We start from the raw sequence: 24451 nt of genomic DNA on the forward strand, positions 1-24451 counted from the left end.
GAATGGACGGGCAACGAGTGTTCCAGTCGGCTGTCCAGGTCCGGACGTCTTTCTCGAGTGCCTAATCGCTCTTGTGAGCACCGCGGCGGATCATCTGGTCGGTGAGGAACCCGAACCACCGTTCGCCCTGATTGATCAACGACCATCGTGCTGATGCCGCCCGGCGCGCACGAGTCGCGAGTACGACTGGGCACGGATCCGGATCGGGGTCGACTGGCTGCCCGGTCGCAGGCACTAGCTGCTCGCGCGGTGCTCGAGCAGCGACCTGTAATCACCCACGTCGAGCGTTTTTCGTCGGCGTCGTGGCGATCCGTCTGGGTTCTTCCCCGCGACCGAAGAGGGCCGCGGTCCGGCACATCGCGGCCAGCAGGAGCCCGCCGCGCCGACCGGCTGAAAACCTGCAGCTGCGCGCCAGGGCGCTGCACTCCCCTGACCTTCGCGGACTTACCTGACGTCGCAGCCGCCTCACGTGCATCAGGCACAGTCACTAGCTCGGCTTCCGAGGTTCTCGACGAATTGCAGTTCAGGGGCACCGATCGCGGACCACTTGAACTCGCGTACTGCGTCGGTGATCGCCCTATGAGTCGCGGCTTGCCATGCCTGAGCAGTAGTCGCGAAGATCAAGAGGTCAGCCTGGAGCATCGACGCGGCCTGGCATTTCTTTGCGACCTCTGCGGTCATCTGCTTCTTCGTGCCGTCGAGGTGGTCCGCGCTCTTGCACTCCGCGACGATCAACGTGTCACCGCGATACGCGATCAAGTCGATCTCCGCGCGGGGCTTGCTGCCTTCGACAAACGTCATCTCGACGAGGTCGCGGTACGGCTCCCCTCTGCCAACGATGGCAAGCTGCGCAGCCAGTAACGCCGGAATTTCGCCGTGTTCCTTGAGTAGGCGCCGCGCGATGGGATGAAGGTCGTAGAACCACGTCGGTTCCTCCACTGGGTACTTCCAACTGGTGTGGTCCAGGTCATTGACCGCGTTGCAACGTGCGCAAACCCACCGCTGCCGGAGCTTGTCGACTGCCTGAAATTGGACCTCATCACACGTCGCGCATCCCAGCACGAGACCTCGGATCAGCACTCCCGCACGCACAGCGGGATCCAGCTTCTCGCGTACCTCTCTGGTCGTGAGCGCGCCGCTGCGCGCGCAGATGCCAGCGAAGTTGAGCACTCCTTCGCCGGCTTGGATGCGCACTCCGTCACTGTCGGGATATGACTCGCGTGTGCTTCCACCTTCCGCGTGAAAGCCACGCAGCGCGGAAAGGAGCGGGCCGGCGAACAGATCAAGGAAGGCCTCACGCCCACCGAGCATTCGCGCGAGTTGAGCAGCGTGACCGCCTGCACCTTTGACGACGGAAGAGAAACCGTGCTGGGTCGCCTTCGCTCCTACCCAATCGGCGAGGCTCAAGTCCTTGAACGCCGGACAGGGAATCCGGTTGACCCGAGGAATACCACCTTGAACGAAGTCAAATCGGCGGGATCGATGGCTGATGCCCTGCCGGCTGCTGCGGGCCAACGTGAGCCACGGACTAGTGACATCTGAGAACAAGTAGCGGCCCGGAAGATCTCGCCCTAACACGCTTATGCTCTGGTGCCACGTGAAGTCGATGTGCCATGTCAAATCGGCGTGTGCTGCGAGAGCCGGGTCGAGAAGGGTGGCCGGTGGAGTTGGAGCCACCATGGACCTCGTCCCGTTGTCGCCTATCACGATGGGAACGGGCAAGGCATCGTCGAACTGCTCGCCGATTGCCAAGTGCGAGGTGCTCGTACGGCGCCAGGGCAGATCGCCCACGGGAAGAGGGCGGCTCAGCGGTTCGACGTCAGAGGCAACGTCTTCTGCGTCGGCTCCCATGACCATTCGATGGTGTACCGATCGGACGTCGTCGGCGGTCCGTGACACTGATGAGATGAGCATCGACCCTAGTTGGTGAGACACCTCGTCAAGCAGCTCTGCCAAGCCGACGCTCAATCCCCACGGAGGTCTGTCGTTTTCGGTGCCGAGCGCACTCGGGAGCCACACGCCCCGTCCGTAGGTCAGCTTCCAGAGCTGAGCCAACGCGAAGTCGTCGACACTATCGCCGACGACGATCAGCCCTGGCTCGCCGGCGGGAAATCCGGAGTACACCCGTTCGAGACCCGCCATCGTCCGCCGGTGCGCGAGAGGAGCTTCGTGCGGAAAGATACTGGTGGCGACCGTCGGGAACCACACTAGCTCCATCGGCAGCTCCGTCGGCGACCCGCCGATCAGCCACTGCGTCAGCCGAGCAATCGTTGTGGAGTCCAGAATCGGCTCGGCAGCGGCAGGATTCGGTGGTTCGACTACTCCGGCGTGCGCGGCGACTGCGGCGCCGACCAGTCCACCCCAGTCTGGAGGACACGCTAGAACATGGCCGGTCTCAGCTCCCGGTACGTCCGCAGCGAGAGGAAAATCTTTGGACGGTCCACTGAACCACTTGATGGCCTCATAGTGAGTTTCTGCGGTGGACTGGAAGTAGGGCGAACACACGCTGGCCACGGTGTCGCGGGCTTGTCGGTCGCCGGGCCGCAGCATCCGGGAATTGAGCGTCTGGGCGAGCAGCTGAGCAAGCTGCCGGCTTCCGCTCGGTGCGGAGCTGGTGTCAAGACCGTCGAGATAGGCGATGTCCTCAAGGCTTCGGGGAAGGGCCGCCACGAAGTCGGGGTCGTAGGCTCTGACGGCTTTCAAGATCGTCGGATTTACGACACCGTTATGGTGCGGGACCAGCGCGTAACCGGCTCCGCCCCAGACCTGGTTGGCAAGATGCAGCGCGCGGCGAGCGTAGTAAGACCAAAACTCGCCGCCGTCGAACACCATGGCAACCCGCGAGGGCCGCAGGCCTCGTTGTAGCACCGAATACGCCATGGGCGGTGTGTCCGTCATTCGGCTACACAACCACAACGAGTCGCCGCGGCGTATCACGACCGCCAATCGTGAGGACGCATCCGCCGCGACAGGCCCTCGCATGAAGGTCTCACATCCCGCACCCACCGCTGACGCCAACTTCAGGTTGTCAGCTGATCAGGCGACCCAATGTCCCGGACCGATCGCGCCGTATTCGTGCCGCACCCGGCGTGCTCCGAGGCCCTTCCGGCGCCGGCAAGACCACGGTCGCCACCGCCGTGCGCGCCCGGCTCGGGCGCGGCGTCGCGCTGGTCCAGCAGGACGTCCTGCGCCGGGTGGTACTGCGCGAACACGACGTCCCGGGCGGGCTGAACATCGCGCTCATCGCGACGGTCTGCCGATTCAGCCTCGACGCCGGCTACCACGTCATCCTCGAAGGCATCCTCACCGCAGCCCGGTACGGGCCGATGCTGCGGCAGCTGGCCGCCGACCACCGGGGCCGCACCACCTTCTTCTACTTCGACGTGCCCTTCGCCGAAACAGTGCGCCGCCACGGCACTCGCCCCCAGGCCAGCGAATTCACGCCCGAAGACATGCACGGCTGGTACGCGGCGAGCGGGCGACTCGACGTGCCCGGCGAGCAGATCATCCCCGCCACCTCAACAGCGGACAGCTCGGTGAACCGGATTGTGGCGTATGCGTCCGGGCCGATACAGGACGCGCCCTCGGTGTGACCGCGGCATCAGCGCGGGTGACGTGCCCGCGGCGGCTCATCCGGACGACCGAGCGGATCCGGAAGACGGGGGACTCGCTCGATCGGGTGGCTGCTTTCGCAGGGTCACATCAGCCAACGCGACGATGGCGGTCATAAACTCGATCGCGCACCGTGAGGTGGGAGTCCAGCGAATTGTCCTCTGCTAGCGCCTTCTGCTGGCTGTGGGACGTCCCGCGGTGTCCGGCGAGCGCCTTCCCGGCCGGCGGCACCGAATACGCCTGCTATGCCTCAAGCACGACCAAGCGGCGTTCAACCCGCTCTCTGCTCCTCACTGACCCGAGACCGGTGCCCCTGCGGGGCTGGCGATCTTGCCTTCCTGACCCGTCCGCGCGACGATCACAGCTCGCGTGTCCCTGGTGGTGATCCAGCTCGTCATTCGCGGGGGCGAGCAGATCAGCCGCGTGTCATGGAGGCGGGCCCGGTCATCGAGGGGGGAGGTAACGACCGGGCCCGCGCGCAGAACATACCCAGGTCCACGGCCAAAAATGCGTCATCGTCGGAACTTTCCTCCACCTGGATGCAGAACAGGCGTCACGGTTCTGCGGGCGGGTCGAGATCGGCCACGCTCTGGGCGACGGCGTGGCTGAGGACCCCGAGGAACCCGCGGCGAGGACACAGCGGATGCCGTAGGTCGCGCCAGGTCGCGCAGAAGACTTCGATCACCCGGCGCTCGACCTCGAACGGGTCGACGATGCGAGAGTTGATCATGTAGGTCACCGCGGCGCAGTACCGCTGCACGAGCTCCCCGAACGCCTCGACGTCCCCCGCCCGAGCATGCCTCGCCAGGTCCTCGTCGCTGCGGTCGCCAAGCTTGGTGGGAGGCCGCAGGACTGTTTTGTGCTCTACGCGCACGGCCTCGTCACCCCACCGGGCCGCGAAGCGGCAGGCTCAGGAGGCGAAGGCGAGCAAGAGCGCGACCCACCCGCACACGCCGATCCCGCCGAGGATCGCAAACACCCGCAGCACGGTCCCGGCCACACGCCGCCCTGTCGACCAGGGATCTCCGTTGTCGACTGTCATGATTGCTTCCTCTCACCACGGTCACTGTCGGCCGGTTTCCGAGCCCCTGCAACATGTTGTGCCCGGCGGAGCGACGCTCATCCAGGGGACCCGACGTCCGCGCGCTGCGGCGTTCGGCGGTCACGGTCGCGCACCCCGCTCGGCGAGCAGCGCGCGCACGGCGTCGGCGGTGAGGGTCTCGGGGTCCTGGTAGAGGTCGAAGCCGCGCTGCGGCGGGTGTGTGGCAGGGGTGTCGGTGAGGGCTTGCGCGCCGAATGCGCGGATCGTGGTGAGCGCGGCGACCAGGGGGGTGGTGCCGGCTGGGGTGGTGGTCAGTGCGGTGACGGTGGCGGCGGTCAGGCCGATCGAGGCCCACGGGACGGTGGTGAATGCCTGGATCGGGACGTGATCGTCGAGCACGTCGGTCAGCGCCAGCCGGATCCCGGCGGGCCCGGTGGGTAGTTCGCGCAGCCGGCGCAGGACTGCGGGGGTGCCGGTGAGGGCGCGGGCGGGGATGGCCAGCTGCAGCCGCCCGGCCGGCAGGCCGGTCTCGGCGGCGTGGGTGACGAGGGTGTCGAGCAGGACGTCGTCGTGGACGGTGGCGCCGGGAAGCCCGAGCAGGACTGCCGGCGTCGGGCGGCCACCGGCAGTCCAGGTGGTGGTGTCGCGGGCGGCGATGGTGAGTACGTGCGGCAGGGCGGCGGCGAGCAGGCCGGTGTGCTCGGCGAGCTCGGCGATGTCGGCCAGCTCCCGTCGCGCGCCGGTGGCACTGAGCCAGTACGGGCGGGGGCAGACCGCGGCCAGCCAGCCCACCGGCGTCCGGACGGGCTGGTAGTCCACGCCTAGGGTGCCGGCATCCAGGACGCCGGTGAGCTCGGCCAGCAGTTCCACCCGGTGCTGGTCGTCGCCGGCGGCGGGCTGGGTGACGGGGTCGGCGTGGCCCCAGGGAGCGCGGGCGTGGGCGGTGTCGTGCAGCGCGCGGCGGGTGCGGCGCAGCAGATCGTCCAGGGTGTCGGCCGGGCGGGCCTGGGCGATGCCGGTGCGCGGGCGCAGCCGGATCTGGTGGGCATCGAGGTGCACGGGATCGCGCAGCCAGTCCGATAGTTGCGTTACCAGGCGGATCACGGTGGACCAATCGGTGAAGTCGTAGAGCAGGACCAGGACCTCGTCGCCGCTGCGGCCGACGAGCTGGCGGTGGCGGGCAGGATCGTGGGCGGCGCGGATGCGGGTGTGCAGCTGGCCCAGCAGCCCAGCGCGCAGGTTATGGGGCAGGACGTGGTCGAGGTGGGCCCAGCCGGACAGCCGGATCGTCAGCAGCGCGGCCCGCTCGGGGGTCTCGGCGAGGATCCGGATGGTCTGGGCGCGGAATGCTTGTTCGGTGAGCAGGCCGGTGGCGGGTTCGATGTCGATGCCGTGCTCGAGACCGCGCAGCAACGTGACGTCCTCCAGCACGACGGAAAAGCCGCGCTGGGTGCCGCCGGCGCGGCCGAGGGTTGCGGTGAGCCAGCGGGTGCCGGCGTGGGTGTCGCTGGTGATGCGGAACTCCACGTGCGCCTGTGCGGCGGCGGGCAGGTGCAGCCCGGCGCCGCGCAGAGCCTCGGCGGCGCGGGTGATCTGCTCGGCGTCGTCGGCACAGACCGCGAGCTCTGCCAGGGTGCGGCCGCGCAGCTCGGCCAGGGTGGCGCCGAGCAGGTTCTGCGCGGTGGCGTTGGCCTCCACGATCCCGCCGTGCTCGTCCAGGGCCAGCACGGCGGTGACGGTGTCGGCGACCGCGGCGCGGAACCGCCGTGCCGCCGGCGCGTCGCCGCGGCCGGTGGCCGGGTTGAGGTGCAGGAACGCGGAAGTGAGCGCGGTCTGCTCGTCCCGGACGCGTTCCTGCAGCCCTTCGCCGAAGCCGCTGGCGAATGCGCCGACGACTGCGGTGCGGGCAGCGCGGGTCGCGCCGGGGGTGTACTCGGCGGCCAGGTCCGACAGCAGTGCCACGCAGGTGCCCAAGGCGGCGGCGGGCAGCTTGTGCACGTAGGCCAGTTCGTAGCCGATCCGCGGCGGGGCCGGCAGCTCGCCGGGCGGGCCGAGTCGGCGGTGCGGATCGAGGAGCGGGGCGCCGAACGCGGCGAGCATCGCCGCGGTCCACCGGCCGAACTGCTGTTCGGCGAATCTGCGGTGGATCTGCAGGTAGGCGTCGCTGGTCAGCGCCGTGTACCAGCGGTGGCCGAAATCGATCGCGTCGTCGACCGTCAGCACCAGCCCCGGCAGTACCGGGGTCCGTGCTTCCCGCACCGCCGCCTCGACGCCGGCGGCGGCCACTGGGTCGCTGATCCGGTCGTCGGCGGCGATCGTGACGGCGCTGATGCGGGTGAGGAGCGCGGTGGCCCGGTCGTGGAATGTGGCCGGGACCGGAACGTCGGCGTCGCGGCGTCCGGGTTGGGGGCTGGTGGGCATGGGTGCCGACGGAGTCATCGGTCCCTCCTTTCCGATCGGGGAGCTGGTCTGGACTCGTCGGTGGCGGTGAGCAGGCGGTTGAGGTAGTTCTTCGCCCTCGACAGGTAGATGCCGACGGTGGTGGCGGGCAGGCCCATGTACTCGGCGATGTCCTCGACCCGCCAGCCTTTCTCCAGCAGCGTCAGCGGCAGGCCCAAGCGGCGCGGCAGCGCGCCGATCGCCTCCACGAACAGCAGCCGCTCCCCCGGGTGGGGCGGGGTCCACACGCCGATCGGTGCGGCCTTGTCGGTGACCCCGGCCGCTTCGTCGATCTCGGCGTGCCCGGCCTCCTTGTGCCGGGTCGCGTCCATCGCCTTGTTGCGGGCGACCCGGTACAGCCAGGCCAGTTTGTCGCCGTCGATGCGGTCCCACCGCTGATACAACGCCAGCAGCGCTTCGCCGACGACGTTGTCGTGATCCACGTCTGGGGCCAGCCGGCGGACGTAGGAGGTCAAGGCCTTCCGCCTCTCGGTGACGATCGTCGAGCACTCGAGGTAGTCCTGCTCCGTCCACGGTCTGCGGGCCGGAGGTTGAGCCGAATCGGTCACTACGTGCCCTGCACCGGCGGCGGTCCCAGCACGACCGTCAGCGCCCGACCGGGTGTCCACCAGCGCAGCACCATCGCGGGCGCCGACGGAGCGGCCGGGCCAGCGAACAGGCGCAGCGACCACCAGGCCAGGCACGTCGCCGCGGCACACCGCAGGACACGGAGCAGGGCGGGGCGGGAGCGGTGGTAGGCCAGCGCGGCGGTCATCGCCATCATCAGCACAGGCGGCCAGTTCGAGGACATCTCGGGGTAGTCCTTTCCAGTTTCTGCGGGGACGGGAGTAGCGCGCCCGGGGGAAAGCAACGCTCACACCTGTTACTCGGCTACAGAGCCAGTTTTTGACGCGGTGTCCCTCGAAAAAACACGGACTCGCCCGTAAGCGTGACGACCGTCGCGGACGGTCAGAAATCAGGCCGTTCTTTGTCACCCGGATCAGTTATGTGGGCGGCCATCACAGTGACTGTGGCGTAGCGGGCTACCACGTTGCCCAAGTGGTGGATGCTTTCTGCACCTTGCGGTTGCTAGCCTGAATTCTCGACGAGGGGAGAATATGTGTCGAACGAGGAAAACCCGTCCGATACCTTTCCCGTCGATCCGGAGAAACCCAGCGTTGCCCGTGCCTACGACTGGTTCCTGGGCGGCTCGACCAACACCCCCATTGACCGGTCCTTCGCCGAACGCATCCTGACGGTCCTGCCGCCGGCGAAAACCATGGCGGTGGACAACCGCACCTTCCTCCGCCGTGCCGTGACCTACCTTGTCGACGCCGGGGTCCGGCAGTTCATCGATATCGGCTCCGGCATTCCCACCGTCGGCAACGTCCACCAGGTCGCTCGCGACCTCGCCCCCGACGTCACCGTCGTCTACGTCGACAACGACCCTGTCGCCGTCACCCAGAGCCGGCTTCTTCTACGCGAGGATCCCGCCACCACGGTCATCGACGCCGACCTGCGCCACCCGGACGCCGTCCTGGATCACCGCGATACCCGCGCGCTGCTCGACTTCGACCAGCCGATCGCGCTGCTCATGATCGCGGTCCTGCACTTCATCCCCGACCGCGACGACCCCGCCGGCATCATCACCGCCTACCGCGACGCCCTCCCGCCCGGCAGCTACCTCGCCCTGTCCCATCTCACCGACGAGTCCGCCCCGCCCGAGCTCCGTGACCAGGTCCGCACCTGCATCGACCTCTACCAGCACAGCGCCAGCCCGCTGGTCGCCCGCACCCGTGCCACGTTGTCACGCTGGCTCGACGGGCTCGCCCTGGTTCCTCCAGGTATCACCATCGCGAATCAGTGGAACCCCGACGCCACTCCGCGCTCCGGGCCCGAGCACGACCTCGTCATCGCCGGCCTTGCCCAGCTCCCGAGATGATCTTCACTGGCCAGATCCGGTCGTGGTTCCATCCGTCGCCAGCGCAGGCGCCGATGGGGTCCGTTTGGGCGACAAGGTAGCTGTCTCTGCCAGGCTCGATGGCGAACGGCTCGGACCGGGCACGCCAGATCGCCGTGAATCTGAGGCACAGACGAAGTAGGTATCGGCGACGCCTTCGAAGAAGCGCGGCGACAGCGCGGTCGCGACGCGGAGCGCTGGCTGTGCTCCCATTAGTCGCCGATGACCGTATCGAGCAGCTCGGCATGCAGGGCGTCGACGGCTTCTTCAGCGTCGCGCAGGGTCCCGGCTGATCCACGTCCCCGATCCGGTGCGCGTTCGTTTGTCCGAAGCGGGTGGGGGTACGCCGCGGGGAACCGGGTGATCAACCACAGCCGATCACACCCGGCTTCGGAGGTGCTTTTGTCCACCGCTCGCCTCATCCCCACCCGGGTTCCGCGGTCTCCCGAGGCGGCGGTCGTCGTGCTGCACGGTGGAGGCAGCCGCGGTGGTGCCATGCCGGTGAGCCCGGCGCAGCTGTCGGTGGTCCGCATGATCCCGATCGCCCGCCGCGTCGCCCACGCCGGGCGCGGCCGCCTCGCGGTGTGGCGCCTGCTGAACTCGGTACGCGGGTGGGACAACGCCCACACCCCGGTCGACGACGTCCGCTGGGCTCTGCACCGAATCCGGGAGCAGGTGCCCCCGGGACGCCGGTCGGACTGATTGGGCATTCCCTCGGCGGCCGGGCGGCGATCCTGAGCGCGGGCGACGACGGCGTGCGCAGCGTCGTCGCGCTGGCGCCGTGGGTCCACCCGCAGGACGGCAACGTCGACGCGTCCGGTCGCCGGGTGTTGTTCGTGCACGGCACCGCGGATCGTGTCGCCCGCCCGGAGCGGGCCTTCGCCGCCGCGGAGCGCCTCGCCCGCACCGCGCGGGTCGGCGTCATCCGGGTCCGGGACGGCCGGCACGCGATGCTGCGCCACCACCGGACCTTCGACGGGCTGGCCGCCGGTTTCGCCGTCGCGACCCTGCTCGGCGAACCTCCGGCCGATCCCCGCAGTCCCCTGGGCCAGATCCTGGCCGGCGCCGCGTCCGCGGTCGCCTGAACTCCATCGAGGAGCCGACATCAAAGCACTCACCTGGCAAGGCAACGAAAAAGTCGAGATCACCGACGTCCCGGACCCGCGCGTCGAAGAGCCGACCGACGCGATCATCAAGGTCACCTCGACTGTGCACCGGCTCGTGCCCGCCCACGAATGAGAGCACGGGCACTGGCCCGAGCCGCCACCACGACAGGAGACACCGATGTCGCACGCCAGGATCAGCTCGTGACCGCGCCCGGACCGGAACCGAAGGAGGTGCCGGGCCTGGAAGCGGGTGGCTCGGTCAGCCCGGGGGATACCCCGCCCGACGCCGGTCAGACGTCCGGGTTGTCCCACCCGCAGCCGTGGCCGTCGAAGACGATCCCGGTGATCGCGCTCGTGATCGTCGGTGTCCTCGTCGTCGGGATGGCCGCGTTCTTCATCCTGCGGGCGTTCGACCTGTTCGGCTGAACGGCAGCAACCGATCGGCGGCGTCTTCCACGATGGCGCGGAGACCACCTCGGGCGAGCCGAATCTGGCGCTCGGCGCCGGTTTCCTCCGTGAGGGCACGGAGAACGAGCGTGTCGGCGCTGACCTCGTCGCCGGACGCTGCCAGCATCGGCCGGACGTGCCTTGGGGTGGCCCAGGTCATCAGCGATCCGTACCTGATGGTTAAGGACGCCGGAGCGCTGGTGATTCTCACCGTATGGCCGGCATGCCGGGACCTCAATTTGCCGCGCTTGGCCTCGGCGGCGGCCCGCGCCGAGGTCGTCGACACCCACGACCTGCTCGACATCCGCGTCTCGCCGAAGTGGGAGCGGCACCTTCGCCGTCGGCCATTCGCTCCGAACTTCCTGAATACGACGTCGACGCGAAACCTCCGAGGCGGTCCGGCTGGTGGCTGAGCTGGGCACCCGGCCGCTGCCGGAGCTGGTGACGGCGCTCGTCGATCAGGTCGTCGGTCCTGCTCCCGACAACGACATCGCCCTGCCGGCCATCCACGTCCGATACGTGCGCGGCTGACCTCGACCGGCGCCACCCGGAGCAGACGACAGCCGTCCGAGCTGGACGACGACCGTCGCGTTCGCCGGGCGCTCAGCGAGCTTCGATGACGGTCTTGAACTCCGCCGCCGCGCGCTCGACCTTCTTCTGCGGATCGGCCAGCAAGGACGCGACCGCCTCGCCCAGCTTCCCCGCCGGCGGCTGGTAGTCCAGCGAGATTTCCACCCCGGTCCGCCCGTCACCCTTGTCGTCGAACCGGACCACACCGGAGTTCTTCACGTCCGGGTCCGCGTCGTCGACCGTCGTCCAGGCGATCTTGTGCGGCGCGGCGTCTTCGACGATGCGGGCCTCCCACTCCACGGTAGTTCCCACCGGCCCGTCGACCTTCCAGTGAGTCCGCGAGCCGTCACCCGTAAGCGTTTCGACGGATTTAACATCGGAAAAAATCTCCGGCAGCCGGGTCAACGGCCGCCACCAGTCGTAACACGCCTGCGCGGGAGCATTGACCTCGACGTAATGCGCAACAGCAGCCACCACAACCTCCTGGGATCTCGAACCGGAACTCTCGGTGGCTACCCACCGCCGTCGAAGCGGTAAACGACCCGACCGGGTGGGCCACGTCATCATCGCAGCGGCGGTCGCATCGGTTTGTCGTCGTTTTCCCCGGGTACGCCGCAGGTCCTCGAACGAGACAACGACGAAGGAAGTGGCCATGCCCGCATTGACCCGTGTGCTCGGAGCAGCGACCGCCGTCTACAGCGCGACGATCATCGCCGCACCGAAGGTCTTGGCGAAGCCCTGCGGCCTGACCACGCCGACCGGCGGCGTGTCCGCCGGGGTCCGGACACTGGTCGGCGGTATCGGCGCCCGTGACGCCGCCATCGGCCTCGCGATGGTGTTCGCCCCGCCGGGCCGGCCGCTTCACGTGGCTCTTGCAGCCCGCGTGGCCTCCGACGCCGCGGACGCCCTCGTCTTCGGCGCCACGCTGCCCGACCGCTCCGCCCGCAAGAAGGCCGCGGCGTTCGCCGCGACCTGGGCCGTGCTCTGCGCCGCTTCGGCTCTCACCCGCTGACCCCCACCCGAAAGGTACCGCCATGACCAGCGCCCATGCCAACACAGCCACCCGCACCCCCGCGCAGCTCGTCACCGCGATCGTCGCGGTGGTGTTCCTGCTCGTCGGCGTCGCCGGGTTCGTCCCCGGTCTCACCACCGGCTACGACCAGCTCAGCTTCGCCGGACACGACTCGATGGCCATGCTGCTCGGCGTGTTCATGGTGTCCGTGCTGCACAACGTCGTGCACCTGCTCTTCGGCGTCGCGGGTCTCGCACTCGCCCGCACCCCGGGTGGCGCCCGCGCTTTCCTGATCGGCGGCGGCGTCATCTACCTGGTGCTCTGGCTCTACGGCCTGCTTATCGACCACGGATCCGACGCCAACTTCGTCCCCGTCAACACCGCCGACAACTGGCTGCACCTCGGCCTCGGCGTCGGCATGATCGCTCTCGGCCTGATCACCACCGCGACCGCTCGTGCCCGGACCACGCCGCGCGCCTGAGCCAAGCAGCCACGGCCGCGGCATCTCGTGCGGGCGCGGTGGACCGACGAACCCTGCGCCCGCACGGACACCCCGGACCGCGGTGAACCGGTGCTCAAGCGGCGGCCGGGTCGATGGTGGTGTGCGGCAACTCGATGATCGTCACAGCGTGATGGGCGAGAGTGCAGGGTGGCGCGTAGAGGCTCCGCATCGAGGCTCAAGGCCGGGGTCGAGCGGTGCGGCATCGCGACCGCGGCGCTGGCAAAGGCGGGAGACGGCAGTCAGGTCGTTGACGAGCTCGTGCGTGCCGCCAAGCGTGAGACGGGCCAATTGACGGGCGAATTCGGCAGCGTCGAGTGGACCGTGAACCGCGTACGGCTCGTGGGGGCGTTGGGCTGCTCCACGATCACCATCTGCTCCGCGAGTTTGCGCGATTTCCAGCTGCTGCCGCGGCTAATGTGTTCGGCCGTCAGCAGCCGCGCCGGGCGGGTGAGCCGACCCCGCACGGTGACGATGGTCCCGCCGTTTGCGCGGTGTTCGGGACTGTCGGGTAGCTCCCCCGCCGGCGGCTGGTGGTCCAACCTGCCCGGATTTGTTACCACGACCAGCCGACACCAGCCATGTCGGAACGAGCCCGGCGCGGTTGGCGAGATCACCGGCTCTCCGTCCAACGTCGTTTCGGCGGGAAGCCCTCGTGGGTGAGCACGCGGCCGCAGGTGTATCTGGTGTCGCTTCGGGCACACCTCCGTCCATGGGTGACTACGACGAATCGATCGCTGTCCAGGTCGCACCGGAAAGGCTCTTCGCCTATCTGGCCGATGTCCGCAACCTTCCGAAATACTTGCCGCGGCTCACCGAGGCACGCCCGTTGGACGGTGACCGGGTCGCGGTGACCGCGCACCTCGATCCCGGCCACCAACCCGAGCAGGACGTACACGGGGAGGCATGGATGCGCGTCCGAGCCGCCGGCAAGACGCTCGAGTGGGGCGCTCCCGGCGCCGATGACTACCACGGCAGCCTCGACGTCGATGCCGGCGACCAGGAGGGCACGTCGCGGTTGACGGTCACGCTGCACACCGAACGCACCGAAGGAGACCAGATCCGCACTGGGCTGCGGGAGACCTTGACCGGCATCCGCGCCGCAGTGGAAAACCGCGAACACCAAGTCGGATAAAACCGAAATCGTGATCATGGCCGCCGCGGCGCCGGAATCACGGTGACGACCACAGTGATCAAGCACCAGAGCAGCACCGTACCCACCATGCCGTCGGGCCACACCGATGCCAGAACCAGCCGCGCGCAGAGCGCGGCCACCGTTCGCCACAACCGAGGATGCATGTCCGGCCGCATGCCCGGACATCACCCCGACAAACCTACGGTGCGCTGCTGTAACGCGGCCGAGATCGTTGATCGCGACTGTTTTCCTGGCTGCGGCCCGACTCGAGTCTCAAGCACTTTGTCGTGGTCGGCGGCCGCGTTGTCGACCGCGCTCGATGCGGACGTGATCACCGACGAGACGAGGTGCGTGCTGCGCCAGATTTCGTTGGCCCGGACCACGAATCCCGACATCGTGCCGCTGACTTCGGTGCGTCGCCAACCCGCGGGCGGGTCGACGTCCGCCGGCCAGACCAGGTACAAGCCCGAACTGCTGACGAGCAACCAATGAGGTGCCGAAACGATGTCCACAGTGGATCTAGTCCTCGGATTTCGACGGGCACGGCCGAAGTGGTCGGCGGTGCCACCCCGTCCCCGGGGGTGGCACCGCCGTATTCAGAGAGCTCAGCCGAAGATGAACCAGAAGAACGCCGCGGTGGCCTTCTTCCCGGCCGAGTCGGTGACCGTCACCGTGACCTGCCGGCTGTCGGCCCGGGTCGGGGTCCCGGAGATGACCCCGGTGACCGGGTCGAAGCTCAGCCCCGGAGCCAGCACGGTCGAGGACCACTTGTAGGGCGTGGTGCCGCCGGTGGCCTGCAGCGGCAGGTTCACCGCCTGCCCGACTCGGCTGCTCTGGTTGCCCGGGTTGGCCAGCTTGAGGTCGGCGGACTGGCCGCCTGTCACGGTCAGGCTGTAGTGCGTCGTCTGGGTCGACTTCGCGCTAGTGCCGGAGATCGTGACGTCGTAGGTACCTGCCGGGGTGCTCGCGCTCGTGGAGATCGTGAGCGTCGAGTGGCCGCCCGGGTCCACACTGGCCGGGCTGAACGCCGCCGTCGCGCCCGAGGGCAGGCCCGACGCGGTCAGGCTGATCGCCCCGGACGGCGGCGGGGTGTCACCGCCGGGCAGGTGCGGGGCGATGTCGGCCGCGTAGGTCGACACCCGGGCGTAGACCGCGTACCAGTCGCACGAGGTGGACATCCACGAGAACACGCCCACGACGCTGTTGCCGACCAGGTACGGGACGCCGCTGTCGCCGACGCACGCGCCCGCGTGGTGGTCGGCGTACCCCGTGCACAGCATCGCCGGCGTCTTGTACTGCTCCTGCCCGTGCGGATCGGTGAACCGGCCCTTGCACGCGCTGTCCGCCGCGACCGGGACGTCGGCCTGGCGCAGGACGTTGCTATAGGTGTTGGCGCCGGTCTCGCCCCAGCCGATCGAGATGCCCTTCGTGCCGGCCGCTTCCAGGCTGGGGTCGGTGTTGAGCTTCGGGTAGGTGATGCCTGCCGGGACCGGCATGTCCTTGTCGAGGGTGACGACCGCGATGTCCGCGCCGGCGCTCCAGTCGGAGTAGCTCGGGTGCACCCACTGGGACGCGATTTCGGCGGTGGTGCCGGTGTTCTGCGTCAGGTCGTCGGCGCCGTAGACGAACCACTTGTGGCCCGGCTTTTCCAGCAGGCAGTGCGCGGCCAGCAGCACGGTGTGCGGCCCGAAGAGCGTGGCCGTGCAGGACTGCCGGCCCGGGAACGCCGAGCCCTCGCGCCGCATCGAGATGATGAACGGGTGCGCGGCCGTCGTGGTCGGCGAACCGCCCACGACCGACGGCGAGGCCGCGGTCGTGGCGGTCGCGGTGACCGTGGTGCTCACCGAGCTGCCCGCAGCCACGCTGCCCGAGGACGGCGACGCCGACAGGCTGAAGTCACCCGGCGGAGGCGGGGTGTCGCCGCCGCCGAGCAGCTTCGCGCCCAGCGCGTCGGCCTTCGGCGAGCCCCAGCCGGTACACAGGTCGTAGCCCGTGCCCGCGCTGTAGGTGCCGTTGCTGCCCGAGGTGACGTCGTGGAACGTCGACGCGTAATCGGCCGAGCCCGCGATCTTGTAGATGCTCGGGTTCAGCTGCCCCAGCCGCGATTTCCCGCCGCCGAGCGACTTCTGGTTCAGCATCGCCACATATCCCGCCCACAGCGGCGAGGACAAGCTGGTGCCGCCGACGTCGAGCCATCCGCCGTTCATATACACCGACAACGCGCCCGCGCCGTAGTCGGCCAGCAGCGAGACGTCCGGCACCGAGCGGTACTGGTTGGTGCCCGGCTGCCATGAGGGACGCGGGTAGATCTTGGAGTACGCACCGCCGGAGCGGGTGTTGCCGCTGCTGCCCTGGTTCCAGCACGACTCCGACTGCCAGGTGCCCGCGCTGTCGGAGGTGCGCAGCTGCGTGCCGCCGACGCCGGTGAACAGCGGGTCGCTGGCCGGGAAGTCGGCCTGGATCGTGGAGTTGTTGCCCTGGTAGCCGCAGCCGGTGGCGCCCCAGTCGCCGGACGCCGAGAGCATCGTGACGCCTTGCGCGGCGAGCTGCGTGTAGGAGTCGTGCGAGGCCGCGATCGGGTCGGATTCGCAGATCTCGCCGTTGAGCCAGGAGCCCGATAAGATGGTGATCTTGTTGTCCGACGCGATCTTCGCCATCTCGTGCACCCACGCCTGGTCGGAGTTGGGCGCGGAGTAGACGACCTGCTTGGCCTTCGGGGCCGAGGCGGCCACGGCCTGGATGTCAAGGGTGACTTCCATCTGGTCGCTGCCGGGGTTCGGGACGCCGCCGTCGACCTTCATCACCTCCGGGGTGACGGCGGGCTGCTTGAAGTACTGCGTCCACGCGTCGATGTCCGACTGCTTGAAGGTGTCGAACTCGATCAGCCCGACCGTCTCCCCCGAGCCGTCGTACGAGCCGGACAGCCCGCTCATGCTGTAGGCGGTGCGCAGCTGCGCCGGGGTGTACCCGCCAGCAGGGCCAGCCGGTCCTGCCGGCGAGCTCGCCCGGTGCGCGGCCGGCCGGTTCGTCAGCCCGGTGACGCCGCGGACGACCGAGGCGACGTCCGCCGGCACCGCGGTGCCCTTGGTGGCGTTGAAGAAACGCTCACCGGTCGCCGACCGGAAGCCCGACAGCGAGGTGGCGAAGGCACTTTCCACGTCGGCCGGCGTGCCCGACGCCGTGACGACCTGGCGGTTGCCGGTCACGTCTTCGACCCGCAACCCCTTGCCGGTGAGATACTTCCGCACTTGGTCGATTGCCCCGGCGGTGGGCCCGAACCGCTCGGTGTACTCCGCGGCGCTCAGGTAGTGGTGGTACAGCGGGGATCCCGGGTCGGCGGTCGCGGCGACGTACCGCTCCGCGCCCACCGCGTCCCTGGGCTTGAGGGCGACGGAGACCGTGAGGTTCCCGGGGACCGCCGAGCTGTCGGCGGTGGCGCCAGCCGGGACGGCGGGGCCGTGCCCAGCGGCACCAGCGGAGGTGGAGCCGCCGTGGCCAATGGTGGGGAGAGGACAGCTGTCGCCAGGACGGCGACCGCGAGCAGAGCTGGTTTTCGCATGTGCTGCTCCGAGGGATGTGAGGAGGAATACAGCACCACGAACCGTAAGAACGCTGGCCCGGAATGACGCGGCCGAAGTGGAAACTTCGCTTAAATATCCGGAAAAACGCTGGTCAGAATCGAGTGTTCACAGAATTGCTACCAGCTCCAGTTCACTCCGATGATGCCGACGGGGACATCACGGGCGGCCATGGTGGCGCAGTGCCCGTCCACCGGCCACAGCCGCTGCGCCTTCCGCCGCGGCGCGGCGAGATCCCGCTGCTGGAATCGATACATGCTTCGGGGGGCGCTCCGCCCGAAGAGCAGCTGGCAGGTGTACATCGGAGTCGGCCGAGTGAGCCGGCGATGGTAGCCGTCGACCGGCCTGCCGGAAGCGAAGGACAGCTCATAGTCGACGGCGACGACGTCACCACCGGCCAGCACCCGGTCGAACACCAGCTCGCCGACGAGCACGCCGGTGGAGTCATCGCTGCGCACGCGACCCAGCCGGCAGCTGCGCGACGCGACGACGCGAGGGGTGTCCCTGGCGAGGTCTTCGGTCTGGTAGTAGACCAGCATTCTGATCACGCCGTCGACGGCTGCCTCGGCGACCAGCCGCACGCGCAGGAGGCGTTCCTGGTGATCGTCGTCGACCGTCAGCTCGTCGTGCACCGACCACAGGCGCAGCTCGTTCTCCGGCGGCGCATCCAGCTCCAGAGACACGGGCCGGACCGATGGCCACAGCCGGCGCCGCTCCAGCAACGGCGCCCGCCGCTCCCGTGGCAGACACCGCCGGTCGGCCGATGCCAGCAGCATGATCAGCGTGCCCGGCGTCAGTTCCAGCACCTCCTCCAGCTCGCTCACGGCACGCAGCGAAGTTTCCCGCCGGGGCCGCGACCGCCCCAGCCGCCAGTACGCCAACGCACTGCGCGAGACCGTCACCCCGCGCGCTGCGAGGTGCTCGCACAGGCGGTCCAGGGTGAGCCCGGCGTTGCTGATGGCCGCGTCCAACGCGGTGGCAAACGACTCGCCCGATGTCGACATGCTGCTCACTGTCGCGCCCATCGCTATAATGAGCCAGCGACGTTCGTCGGGTTGAGAAATCCCATGATGCGGGATGAATCGACGAAGGCCAGGACTTTCGTTGGTTCCACCGATGCCCCACGGTGATCATGATGGTGGCGTGACTCGGCCGTCTCCGGGATCGTTCGCGGTCACGCTGGACTCCGCGATCGACGAATCCGGGTTGTCGCTCGGTCGGCTCCAGCGCCACCTCGCCGCTCGCGGGGTGCACCTTTCGCGCTCTGCCCTGTCCTACTGGCGGCGCGGCCGCTCGCAGCCGGAGCGCGAGAAGTCGATGGTGGCTGTCACCCACCTCGAGGCCGTGCTGGGCCTGGACGCGGGCACGTTGACCTCGGCGCTCGGCCCGAGAGCGCCCCGCGGACGCTGGCTCGGCGAGGACGCCTGCCGCATCGAGCGCCGCCGGCTGTGGCCGGACCTGCGCGGAATGTCCGGCGAGCTGAAACCGCCGCCGGACGGCCAGCTGTCCTTCTGGTCGATCCACGACCACCTGATCCTCGACGAACGCGGCGGCGAACGAGCGCTGCAGGTCCGGATGGTCGCCGAAGCCGCCGTGGACGGCGTCGACCGCCTGATGGCTTACTACCAGGCCGACTCCGTCCTGGCCCAGGACCCCTGCTTCCGCTATGTCCGGTTCGCCCGGCTCGGCCAGGTCTGCGTCGACCGGCACACCGGCATGGTCGCCGGCGAACTGCGCTTGCCCCACCCGCTCGCGCTGGGCGAAGTGACGGTGGTCGAATACGAACTCCGCTTCCCGCCGGGCGCGCCGATCGACCACTACCACCGGCGGTTCACTCGGCCCATCCCGGAGTACGTCTGCCAGGTGCACTTCGGCTCGCAGGCGCCTCGCGACGTGCGCTCGTTCGAGCAGCGCGGGCTCGGCGGCCCCGAGCACCCCGGCAGCCCGCTTTTCGCCAGTGCCAGGCACACCACCACCCTCGCCCTGCGCGGCACCCGCCCCGGTATCTACGGCATCAGCTGGCAATGGTGAAGACAATTCTGTGAACACCGCACGCCGACCAGGCGTTCCGGTCCGGTTACGACGAGTCCTTCACAAAGGTCTGGGTCACTGCTGATCTTGGACCTACCGTCACAGCACATCCCATTACCCCGTACCGGAAAGAGCTCCCTCATGCGTCGAACTCCTCGCGCCGCGCTCATCCTCGCCGCCGTCTTCGCTTTCGCCGTAACCGGAACGACCACCGCGACCGCCGCGACCGTCGCCCAGCCGGCGTCGATGGCCGCCCAGTACGGCACCGCACCCGCCTCCTCGGCGGCCGACACGATCGGCGACATCTACCCGGCGAAGTGGCGCAACATCCCGCAGGACTCCGTCGTCGACGACTGGAACATGTACAACCGCGAGTGCGTTTCGTGGGCCGCGTTCAACATCGCCCGCCACGGCCAGAGCGCCAACAACTACGGCGACGCGAAGTACTGGGACGACAACGCCCGCAACCACGGCTACCGCGTCGACAATACCCCGACCGTCGGCGCGATCGCCCAGACCGACAACGGCCGCTTCGGCCACGTCGCGATCGTCGACAGCGTCCACGGCGGCACCATCACCGTCGAGGACTACAACTGGACCGGCGACGGCCACTACCTCGTCCACGACGTCAGCACGTCCTCCTTCCGCTACATCCACTTCTACGCCTGACCGGAGCCGACGATGCGCACACTGAGCCGCAGGCTCCTGCTGACGACGGCGGTGGCGGCCGCCGCCGTCGCCGTAGCCCCGCAGGTCGCCGTCGCCGTGGCCGCTCCGGCTGCGATCGGCGCCCGCGACTACGAGCGGACCGGGCCACACCAGCCCGTCAAGGCCGCGGGCGACGCCGCTCACACGCTGTACTACCCGGCGGACATCGCCACCGGGGCCGCTAAGCACCCCGTCCTGATCTGGGGTAACGGCACCGGAGCCACCGTCGAGCAGTACGAGGAGCTCTTCACCCACCTGGCGAGCTGGGGCTACGTGGTCGCCGCGGCGAACACCGGGCAATCCGGTTCCGGCAAGGAGATGCTCGACGGCGCGAAGTACCTGATCGTCGAAAACGCCCGGCCGGGAAGCCTTTTCCAGAACCGGATCGACCCCACGGCGATCGCGGCCGCGGGCCACTCCCAGGGCGGCGGCACGATCGCCGCCGGCGCCGACCCGCTGGTGAAGACCACAATCCCGATCATGCCCGGCCCGCAGGGTGCGGAGAAGGCGTTGCACGGCCCTGCGTTCTACGTCTCCGGCCAGGCCGACATCGTCGTGCCCGCCTTCTACGTCCGGGCCCGCTTCGCCACCACCACCCCGGTTCCGGCGGTGTACGGGCAACTGGCCGGCGCGACGCACTTCCTGCAGGGCGACACCCGGTACCGCCTGATCGGCGCGGTCACCGCCTGGCTGCAGTACCAGCTGGCCGGTGACCAGGCGGCGAAGGGCGTCTTCTTCGGATCGGCGCCGACGCTGAAGCAGGACACGGCGGCGTGGTCGGACTTCGCCCGCAACCAGCGAACCGACAGCGTGTAGGGCTGCTTCGGGGGGCTCGTGGCGACCGCGGCCGCCACGAGCCCTTCCTCACGCCGCGAAATTCTCAGCGGCGGCCGACCGCGACGAGCGACGAGGCCAGGTTCGATCGCCTCGACGAGAGCACTTTTCCTTCTTGAAGCAAATTTTGCAATCGACCTGCACAGTAGACGCTACCGCTGGGCCACCACCGACATCGGCATGTCGGCCACGGCCTGCGCGTTCTGGTCGTGCAGCACCTGCCCGAGAACATGCAGCTCGACAATCCCGCCTGCTCGCATGAAACATGCTTAAGGTATCGCTTGTACATGCTTGCGAACCTAGCTAGTGCCCGACTGTGCACTGGAGGTCGCCGTACCAGCAGTTGTTGGACGCCTTGTTCCCATGTTCCACGTCGGTCAGTTCAATGATCACGGTCTGGATCCCGCCCGGCGTGTCCGTCGAGATCGACTTGGCCGACCATGCTCCGTCGCGCCCGCATTCCTTGTATTTAGGGGACTTCGCTACCAGATTGTTGTTCTGGTAGCCGCCGTAGACCACGTACACGCACTCACCTGCCCTGACGTAGAAGTCCTGGGGGCTGAAGGTAACCGTCCTCAAGGAGGCTGACCAGTTCATTTCCCCGTGAAGCCTGCCAACCAAGGTGCCGGAACTGTGGTAAACCTCCACCCAGGGGCCAGGCGGAAACTTCGCGGTCGCTGATGCGGTCGGCGCCGCAATGAGAACGGCGGTTGCTGCGGCCGCGGTCACGGCTACAACGGCCTTGACTCGCCTGAATCGGCTTGCCGTGCCCGCTACGCCCCGGCGTCGGCCCTGCGTACTACCCATTCTCGATCCCCTTTCGTCACCGCAAATACAGCCAGCGGGATTCTAGCAGTGGATGTCGCAGTTGCTCGGCATTTTGTGGAAAGTGGTCGACCAGAGGCCTTCACCAGCGTGCTCAGCAGCCGGTTGCCGCCGTCCATCAGCGATAAATAGGCGCGTCCATCGGCCGCGCCGAATGCGACAAGGACGTCAACGTCTACAAAGCCACCTGCGCCTCCGTCGATATGTCTCGTCAGCGTACGACAACGTAGAACTCGTCGCCGTCGAGCATATGTTCGCGGCCATACCAGCTGGCCATCATGCCGCCACCCTTGACGTTATGATCAGCGGCGATCGGTTTGGCCGCGAAGCTCCAGCCGCTGTTCTCTTTGACCTTGGCCGCGTTCTGATAGGTGCCCGCGAAGGGGTACTCATCACATTGCCGAGGATTCCCGTTCTGATCCTTGGTATAAGGACCAGTTGTCACGCTTGCTTTACAGACGCGTCGTATTTTCGATCTGGATCCCTTCTTTGAGTTGTCGACGTCATATCCGGAGTACAGGTAACTGAGCTTACTTTCACCAAACTTCCCTGGCACCTTCTTTCCTTTAAGCTGCGGGTTGATTTTGACAATTTCGGACTGAAGCTCTTGCGCCGCCTTGATAAACAGGGAAGATTCCTTGTACTCGCCGTTATTAAGATCGAACAGCATCGTCGGTACCACGCCAGTGAAGACGCAGCGGCTACCGCGAGTGGCGTACGTCGCCGAGTCGCAGCGAAACTGATCGGGCCCGACTAGATTAGGATTTGGCGTCGTGACACCGCTGCCGCTTACTATTGACGTGACCCCAAAGGTGAACTTCCCGCGATACTCATCGTGATACTTATGCAAGGCGTCGTCGGGCGGAACCGAGGTGGTGGAGGTGGTCGCGGTCCAACCGAAAGGCGTGTCGCCGCCAGGAGCTATCCACATCCCGATAGGCTTCTCAATGGGAGCATGTGCGTATTCACAGTTGCTGACACGGTCCTCGTCAAGCGTGACACAGTCAAATAGAAACGCCAGGGTATATTCGGGAACAAGTTCGCCCTCTGTCCCTAAATACTTGACCCGCATACTGAACTTGATTTCACTCGCCTTATCGGTGGCAACCCCGATGAAGGTGTATCCGAAATGCACTGTTCCTACTTTGACGAGAACACCATTTCGTACGACATAGTTGGCCACGTCTAGTGCGCGACTCTGACAGATATTGTATCGGTTCTTGTACCAGAAAGTTTCATTGCTGGTGTGCTGGTGGTCGCACTCGTCGAAGGTGACGGGGTCGGTCGGAAGGTCGGCGTCATCGATCCGTGACTCATAGGTGTAGGAGGCGACAGCCGACTGCGCAGTGGTCCGGGTGCCGGGGTCAGCCGACACAGTCTGCGGGGAAATCAACAGGGCTGTGGCGAGGGTGAGCACGCCGGCGAGTTTCAGGGTGCGTTTTCTCATTGCTGTCCTCATGTGATCAGGTCCATGGCGTTCCAGCCCGAGGTGCCGATCTGCACCGGAGTACCTAGAGCTGCGTTGGGGGTCCAACCGCGGAAGGGGTAGAGCATGAGGGCGCCGGTGGTGGTGCGTTTGAGTACGTCGTCGCGGCCGTCGCCGTTGGCGTCGATGAGGGAGATCCACGTTGTGGTGTCTCCGCCAAAGGTGCCGGCCGGTGCGAGATCGGGGCAGTTCGCGGCATCGGTGGCGAAGGTGTTCAGGCCGTCAAAGGTATTGGTGTGCTTGCACGCGGTGAGCCGGCCGGTGGCGATGGACGCGGCGATCATATCCGGGTTTTCCCGGCTCCAATTCGTGTTCATGTCCCATAGCGGCCGTCCTGCGCGGACTTGGACGCGGGCTTTGAAGGTGTTGAGGCCGTCGAACGTGCCGCTGTGGGGGTAGACCCACATCTTGTCCTGGTTGTCGATGGCGACGATGTCGTCGAACCCGTCGGTGGTGACGTCCGCGAGCCTGATCGAGACCATGGCGTTCCAGCCTGAGCGGCCCACCACGATCGGTGTAGCGGCGAGGGTGCTGGTGCCGTTGAGTTTGCCGCTGTGCGGGTAGACCAGCAGTGCGCCGTCGGACGTGCGTCGCACGAGCACATCAGCCGGTGATTCCGGGACAGTCTCGTACTCCTCGTTGTCGCCGGTGATCTCGGCGGTTCCGACCCAGTTGTAGATGTTCCAGCCGGTCGCCACCAATGTCCTGGCGCCGAGTGTCGAGAGGCCTTGCAGCTTGCCTGTGGACGGGTAGACCCACATCGAGCCGTTGTTCAGATCCGGTTGGCGAGCCAGTAGATCCGGGATCCCGTCTCCGGTCAGGTCATGGGAAAGCGTGCCTGAGCGTTGGACGCGGTCTCCGGCCGCGGCCGGGCTGAAGTCAGAGATCGTGGGTTCGGACGGCGCGGCGGTGTCGGCGATCGCCGTTGCGGGCATCACGGCGGCGGCGAAGACCGCCGCGGTGAGCGCGAGCGTTCTCGGCCACCGCGAGCGCGCGGTCATGGTCGGCTCCGACGTAGACCAGGCGGACAGTCGCGTGCCACGGGTTCGGCAGAATACATACGAGTTCCCTCCAGCAAGAACAAGTCCGGCTCGTTCCGGCTCCTCGTCGAGCACGCACGGCGCCCTCACGAGGTTGATAACGTCCAATCCGGTTCACTCGAATGGA

Annotated in this window: 26 protein-coding genes; 14 read left to right on the forward strand and 12 right to left on the reverse strand. The window is 67.8% G+C overall.

What is annotated here, in order from left to right; all coding sequences use genetic code 11:
• Positions 1-474: 474 nt before the first annotated feature.
• Positions 475-2880 (reverse strand): hypothetical protein, encoded by a 2406-nt coding sequence (locus ACZ61C_RS33330; protein WP_465311845.1) that lies wholly within the window; start codon positions 2878-2880, stop codon positions 475-477.
• Between the two features lie 209 nt (positions 2881-3089).
• Here ACZ61C_RS33330 and ACZ61C_RS33335 point away from each other — a divergent pair, with 209 nt between their 5' ends.
• A complete protein-coding gene (locus tag ACZ61C_RS33335) occupies positions 3090-3593 on the forward strand; it encodes a kinase (protein ID WP_465311846.1) in 504 nt (167 codons plus the stop codon).
• 572 nt (positions 3594-4165) lie between these two features.
• Here ACZ61C_RS33335 and ACZ61C_RS33340 read toward each other — a convergent pair.
• From ACZ61C_RS33340 to ACZ61C_RS33360, 5 genes are all read right to left on the reverse strand, one after another.
• Positions 4166-4486 carry a hypothetical protein gene (locus ACZ61C_RS33340; protein ID WP_465311847.1) on the reverse strand — a complete coding sequence of 107 codons (321 nt, stop codon included), beginning with the start codon at positions 4484-4486 and terminating at the stop codon, positions 4166-4168.
• 36 nt (positions 4487-4522) lie between these two features.
• Positions 4523-4654: a hypothetical protein gene (locus tag ACZ61C_RS33345; RefSeq protein WP_465311848.1), complete on the reverse strand. Its 132-nt coding sequence runs from the start codon at positions 4652-4654 to the stop codon at positions 4523-4525.
• 120 nt (positions 4655-4774) lie between these two features.
• Complete coding sequence (locus ACZ61C_RS33350) at positions 4775-7093, reverse strand: PAS domain-containing protein (protein ID WP_465311849.1); 2319 nt, start codon at positions 7091-7093, stop codon at positions 4775-4777.
• Positions 7090-7662, reverse strand: a complete 573-nt coding sequence (locus ACZ61C_RS33355) for an RNA polymerase sigma factor (protein WP_465311850.1) — start codon at positions 7660-7662, stop codon at positions 7090-7092. Before ACZ61C_RS33355 ends, ACZ61C_RS33350 begins: the two co-directional genes overlap by 4 nt.
• On the reverse strand, positions 7662-7904 hold the full coding sequence (locus ACZ61C_RS33360; RefSeq protein WP_465311851.1) for a hypothetical protein: 243 nt from the start codon (positions 7902-7904) through the stop codon (positions 7662-7664). Before ACZ61C_RS33360 ends, ACZ61C_RS33355 begins: the two co-directional genes overlap by 1 nt.
• A 309-nt stretch (positions 7905-8213) precedes the next feature.
• On the opposite strand from ACZ61C_RS33360, the gene ACZ61C_RS33365 reads away from it, so the two are divergent.
• The 6 genes from ACZ61C_RS33365 to ACZ61C_RS33390 all read left to right on the forward strand — a co-directional run bounded on the left by ACZ61C_RS33365 (position 8214) and on the right by ACZ61C_RS33390 (position 11137).
• Positions 8214-9035, forward strand: coding sequence for an SAM-dependent methyltransferase (locus tag ACZ61C_RS33365; protein WP_465311852.1), 822 nt, complete (start codon positions 8214-8216; stop codon positions 9033-9035).
• Positions 9036-9548: 513 nt separating this feature from the next.
• The gene (locus ACZ61C_RS33370; RefSeq protein ID WP_465311853.1) at positions 9549-9755 is read left to right on the forward strand and encodes a hypothetical protein; all 207 of its coding nucleotides are present in this window, start codon (positions 9549-9551) and stop codon (positions 9753-9755) included.
• A gap of 53 nt (positions 9756-9808) precedes the next feature.
• Positions 9809-10138 carry a hypothetical protein gene (locus ACZ61C_RS33375; RefSeq protein WP_465312104.1) on the forward strand — a complete coding sequence of 110 codons (330 nt, stop codon included), beginning with the start codon at positions 9809-9811 and terminating at the stop codon, positions 10136-10138.
• A 222-nt stretch (positions 10139-10360) separates the two neighbouring features.
• Positions 10361-10585: a DUF6480 family protein gene (locus ACZ61C_RS33380; RefSeq protein WP_465311854.1), complete on the forward strand. Its 225-nt coding sequence runs from the start codon at positions 10361-10363 to the stop codon at positions 10583-10585.
• 110 nt (positions 10586-10695) lie between these two features.
• Positions 10696-11019 (forward strand): Rossmann-fold NAD(P)-binding domain-containing protein, encoded by a 324-nt coding sequence (locus ACZ61C_RS33385; RefSeq protein ID WP_465311855.1) that lies wholly within the window; start codon positions 10696-10698, stop codon positions 11017-11019.
• Positions 11012-11137, forward strand: coding sequence for a hypothetical protein (locus tag ACZ61C_RS33390; protein WP_465311856.1), 126 nt, complete (start codon positions 11012-11014; stop codon positions 11135-11137). Before ACZ61C_RS33385 ends, ACZ61C_RS33390 begins: the two co-directional genes overlap by 8 nt.
• 72 nt (positions 11138-11209) lie before the next feature.
• Here the strand turns inward: ACZ61C_RS33390 and ACZ61C_RS33395 are convergent, their stop codons facing one another.
• A complete protein-coding gene (locus tag ACZ61C_RS33395) occupies positions 11210-11830 on the reverse strand; it encodes an SRPBCC family protein (protein ID WP_465311857.1) in 621 nt (206 codons plus the stop codon).
• Here ACZ61C_RS33395 and ACZ61C_RS33400 point away from each other — a divergent pair.
• The 4 genes from ACZ61C_RS33400 (at position 11829) to ACZ61C_RS33415 (ending at position 14314) form a co-directional block, all read left to right on the forward strand.
• A complete protein-coding gene (locus ACZ61C_RS33400; protein WP_465311858.1) occupies positions 11829-12188 on the forward strand; it encodes a hypothetical protein in 360 nt (119 codons plus the stop codon). The two genes, ACZ61C_RS33395 and ACZ61C_RS33400, sit on opposite strands and share 2 nt — an antisense overlap.
• Positions 12189-12210: 22 nt before the next feature.
• Positions 12211-12669 (forward strand): DUF4383 domain-containing protein, encoded by a 459-nt coding sequence (locus ACZ61C_RS33405; protein WP_465311859.1) that lies wholly within the window; start codon positions 12211-12213, stop codon positions 12667-12669.
• A 730-nt stretch (positions 12670-13399) separates the two neighbouring features.
• Entirely contained in the window at positions 13400-13822 is a 423-nt protein-coding gene (locus tag ACZ61C_RS33410) for an SRPBCC family protein (protein ID WP_465311860.1), read from the forward strand.
• Positions 13823-13864: 42 nt separating this feature from the next.
• Positions 13865-14314 (forward strand): hypothetical protein, encoded by a 450-nt coding sequence (locus ACZ61C_RS33415; protein ID WP_465311861.1) that lies wholly within the window; start codon positions 13865-13867, stop codon positions 14312-14314.
• A gap of 113 nt (positions 14315-14427) precedes the next feature.
• Here ACZ61C_RS33415 and ACZ61C_RS33420 read toward each other — a convergent pair whose 3' ends face one another.
• Positions 14428-17322 (reverse strand): trypsin-like serine protease, encoded by a 2895-nt coding sequence (locus ACZ61C_RS33420; protein WP_465312092.1) that lies wholly within the window; start codon positions 17320-17322, stop codon positions 14428-14430.
• 197 nt (positions 17323-17519) lie between these two features.
• Positions 17520-18404: an XRE family transcriptional regulator gene (locus ACZ61C_RS33425; RefSeq protein WP_465311862.1), complete on the reverse strand. Its 885-nt coding sequence runs from the start codon at positions 18402-18404 to the stop codon at positions 17520-17522.
• Positions 18405-18543: 139 nt separating this feature from the next.
• On the opposite strand from ACZ61C_RS33425, the gene ACZ61C_RS33430 reads away from it, so the two are divergent.
• The 3 genes from ACZ61C_RS33430 (at position 18544) to ACZ61C_RS33440 (ending at position 20955) form a co-directional block, all read left to right on the forward strand.
• On the forward strand, positions 18544-19431 hold the full coding sequence (locus ACZ61C_RS33430) for an XRE family transcriptional regulator (protein ID WP_465311863.1): 888 nt from the start codon (positions 18544-18546) through the stop codon (positions 19429-19431).
• 141 nt (positions 19432-19572) lie between these two features.
• Positions 19573-20100 (forward strand): CHAP domain-containing protein, encoded by a 528-nt coding sequence (locus ACZ61C_RS33435; RefSeq protein ID WP_465311864.1) that lies wholly within the window; start codon positions 19573-19575, stop codon positions 20098-20100.
• A 12-nt stretch (positions 20101-20112) separates the two neighbouring features.
• Positions 20113-20955 carry a poly(ethylene terephthalate) hydrolase family protein gene (locus ACZ61C_RS33440; protein ID WP_465311865.1) on the forward strand — a complete coding sequence of 281 codons (843 nt, stop codon included), beginning with the start codon at positions 20113-20115 and terminating at the stop codon, positions 20953-20955.
• Between the two features lie 321 nt (positions 20956-21276).
• Here ACZ61C_RS33440 and ACZ61C_RS33445 read toward each other — a convergent pair whose 3' ends face one another.
• The 3 genes from ACZ61C_RS33445 to ACZ61C_RS33455 form a co-directional block, all read right to left on the reverse strand.
• Complete coding sequence (locus ACZ61C_RS33445; protein WP_465311866.1) at positions 21277-21498, reverse strand: hypothetical protein; 222 nt, start codon at positions 21496-21498, stop codon at positions 21277-21279.
• 511 nt (positions 21499-22009) lie between these two features.
• The gene (locus ACZ61C_RS33450) at positions 22010-23245 is read right to left on the reverse strand and encodes a NucA/NucB deoxyribonuclease domain-containing protein (RefSeq protein ID WP_465311867.1); all 1236 of its coding nucleotides are present in this window, start codon (positions 23243-23245) and stop codon (positions 22010-22012) included.
• Between the two features lie 8 nt (positions 23246-23253).
• Positions 23254-24285: a hypothetical protein gene (locus ACZ61C_RS33455; RefSeq protein WP_465311868.1), complete on the reverse strand. Its 1032-nt coding sequence runs from the start codon at positions 24283-24285 to the stop codon at positions 23254-23256.
• Positions 24286-24451 lie beyond the last annotated feature (166 nt).

It is taken from the genome of Amycolatopsis sp. NPDC104587 (assembly GCF_055583645.1).

Coding starts and splice junctions, on each gene's coding strand:
- ACZ61C_RS33350 (WP_465311849.1), bottom strand. CDS start 7,093: ATGACTCCGTCGGCACCCATGCCCACCAGCCCCCAACCCGGACGCCGC.
- ACZ61C_RS33330 (WP_465311845.1), bottom strand. CDS start 2,880: ATGGCGTATTCGGTGCTACAACGAGGCCTGCGGCCCTCGCGGGTTGCC.
- ACZ61C_RS33405 (WP_465311859.1), top strand. CDS start 12,211: ATGACCAGCGCCCATGCCAACACAGCCACCCGCACCCCCGCGCAGCTC.
- ACZ61C_RS33370 (WP_465311853.1), top strand. CDS start 9,549: ATGCCGGTGAGCCCGGCGCAGCTGTCGGTGGTCCGCATGATCCCGATC.
- ACZ61C_RS33435 (WP_465311864.1), top strand. CDS start 19,573: ATGCGTCGAACTCCTCGCGCCGCGCTCATCCTCGCCGCCGTCTTCGCT.
- ACZ61C_RS33400 (WP_465311858.1), top strand. CDS start 11,829: ATGCCCGCATTGACCCGTGTGCTCGGAGCAGCGACCGCCGTCTACAGC.
- ACZ61C_RS33455 (WP_465311868.1), bottom strand. CDS start 24,285: ATGACCGCGCGCTCGCGGTGGCCGAGAACGCTCGCGCTCACCGCGGCG.
- ACZ61C_RS33345 (WP_465311848.1), bottom strand. CDS start 4,654: ATGACAGTCGACAACGGAGATCCCTGGTCGACAGGGCGGCGTGTGGCC.
- ACZ61C_RS33360 (WP_465311851.1), bottom strand. CDS start 7,904: ATGTCCTCGAACTGGCCGCCTGTGCTGATGATGGCGATGACCGCCGCG.
- ACZ61C_RS33450 (WP_465311867.1), bottom strand. CDS start 23,245: ATGAGAAAACGCACCCTGAAACTCGCCGGCGTGCTCACCCTCGCCACA.
- ACZ61C_RS33440 (WP_465311865.1), top strand. CDS start 20,113: ATGCGCACACTGAGCCGCAGGCTCCTGCTGACGACGGCGGTGGCGGCC.
- ACZ61C_RS33410 (WP_465311860.1), top strand. CDS start 13,400: ATGGGTGACTACGACGAATCGATCGCTGTCCAGGTCGCACCGGAAAGG.
- ACZ61C_RS33425 (WP_465311862.1), bottom strand. CDS start 18,404: ATGTCGACATCGGGCGAGTCGTTTGCCACCGCGTTGGACGCGGCCATC.
- ACZ61C_RS33395 (WP_465311857.1), bottom strand. CDS start 11,830: ATGGCCACTTCCTTCGTCGTTGTCTCGTTCGAGGACCTGCGGCGTACC.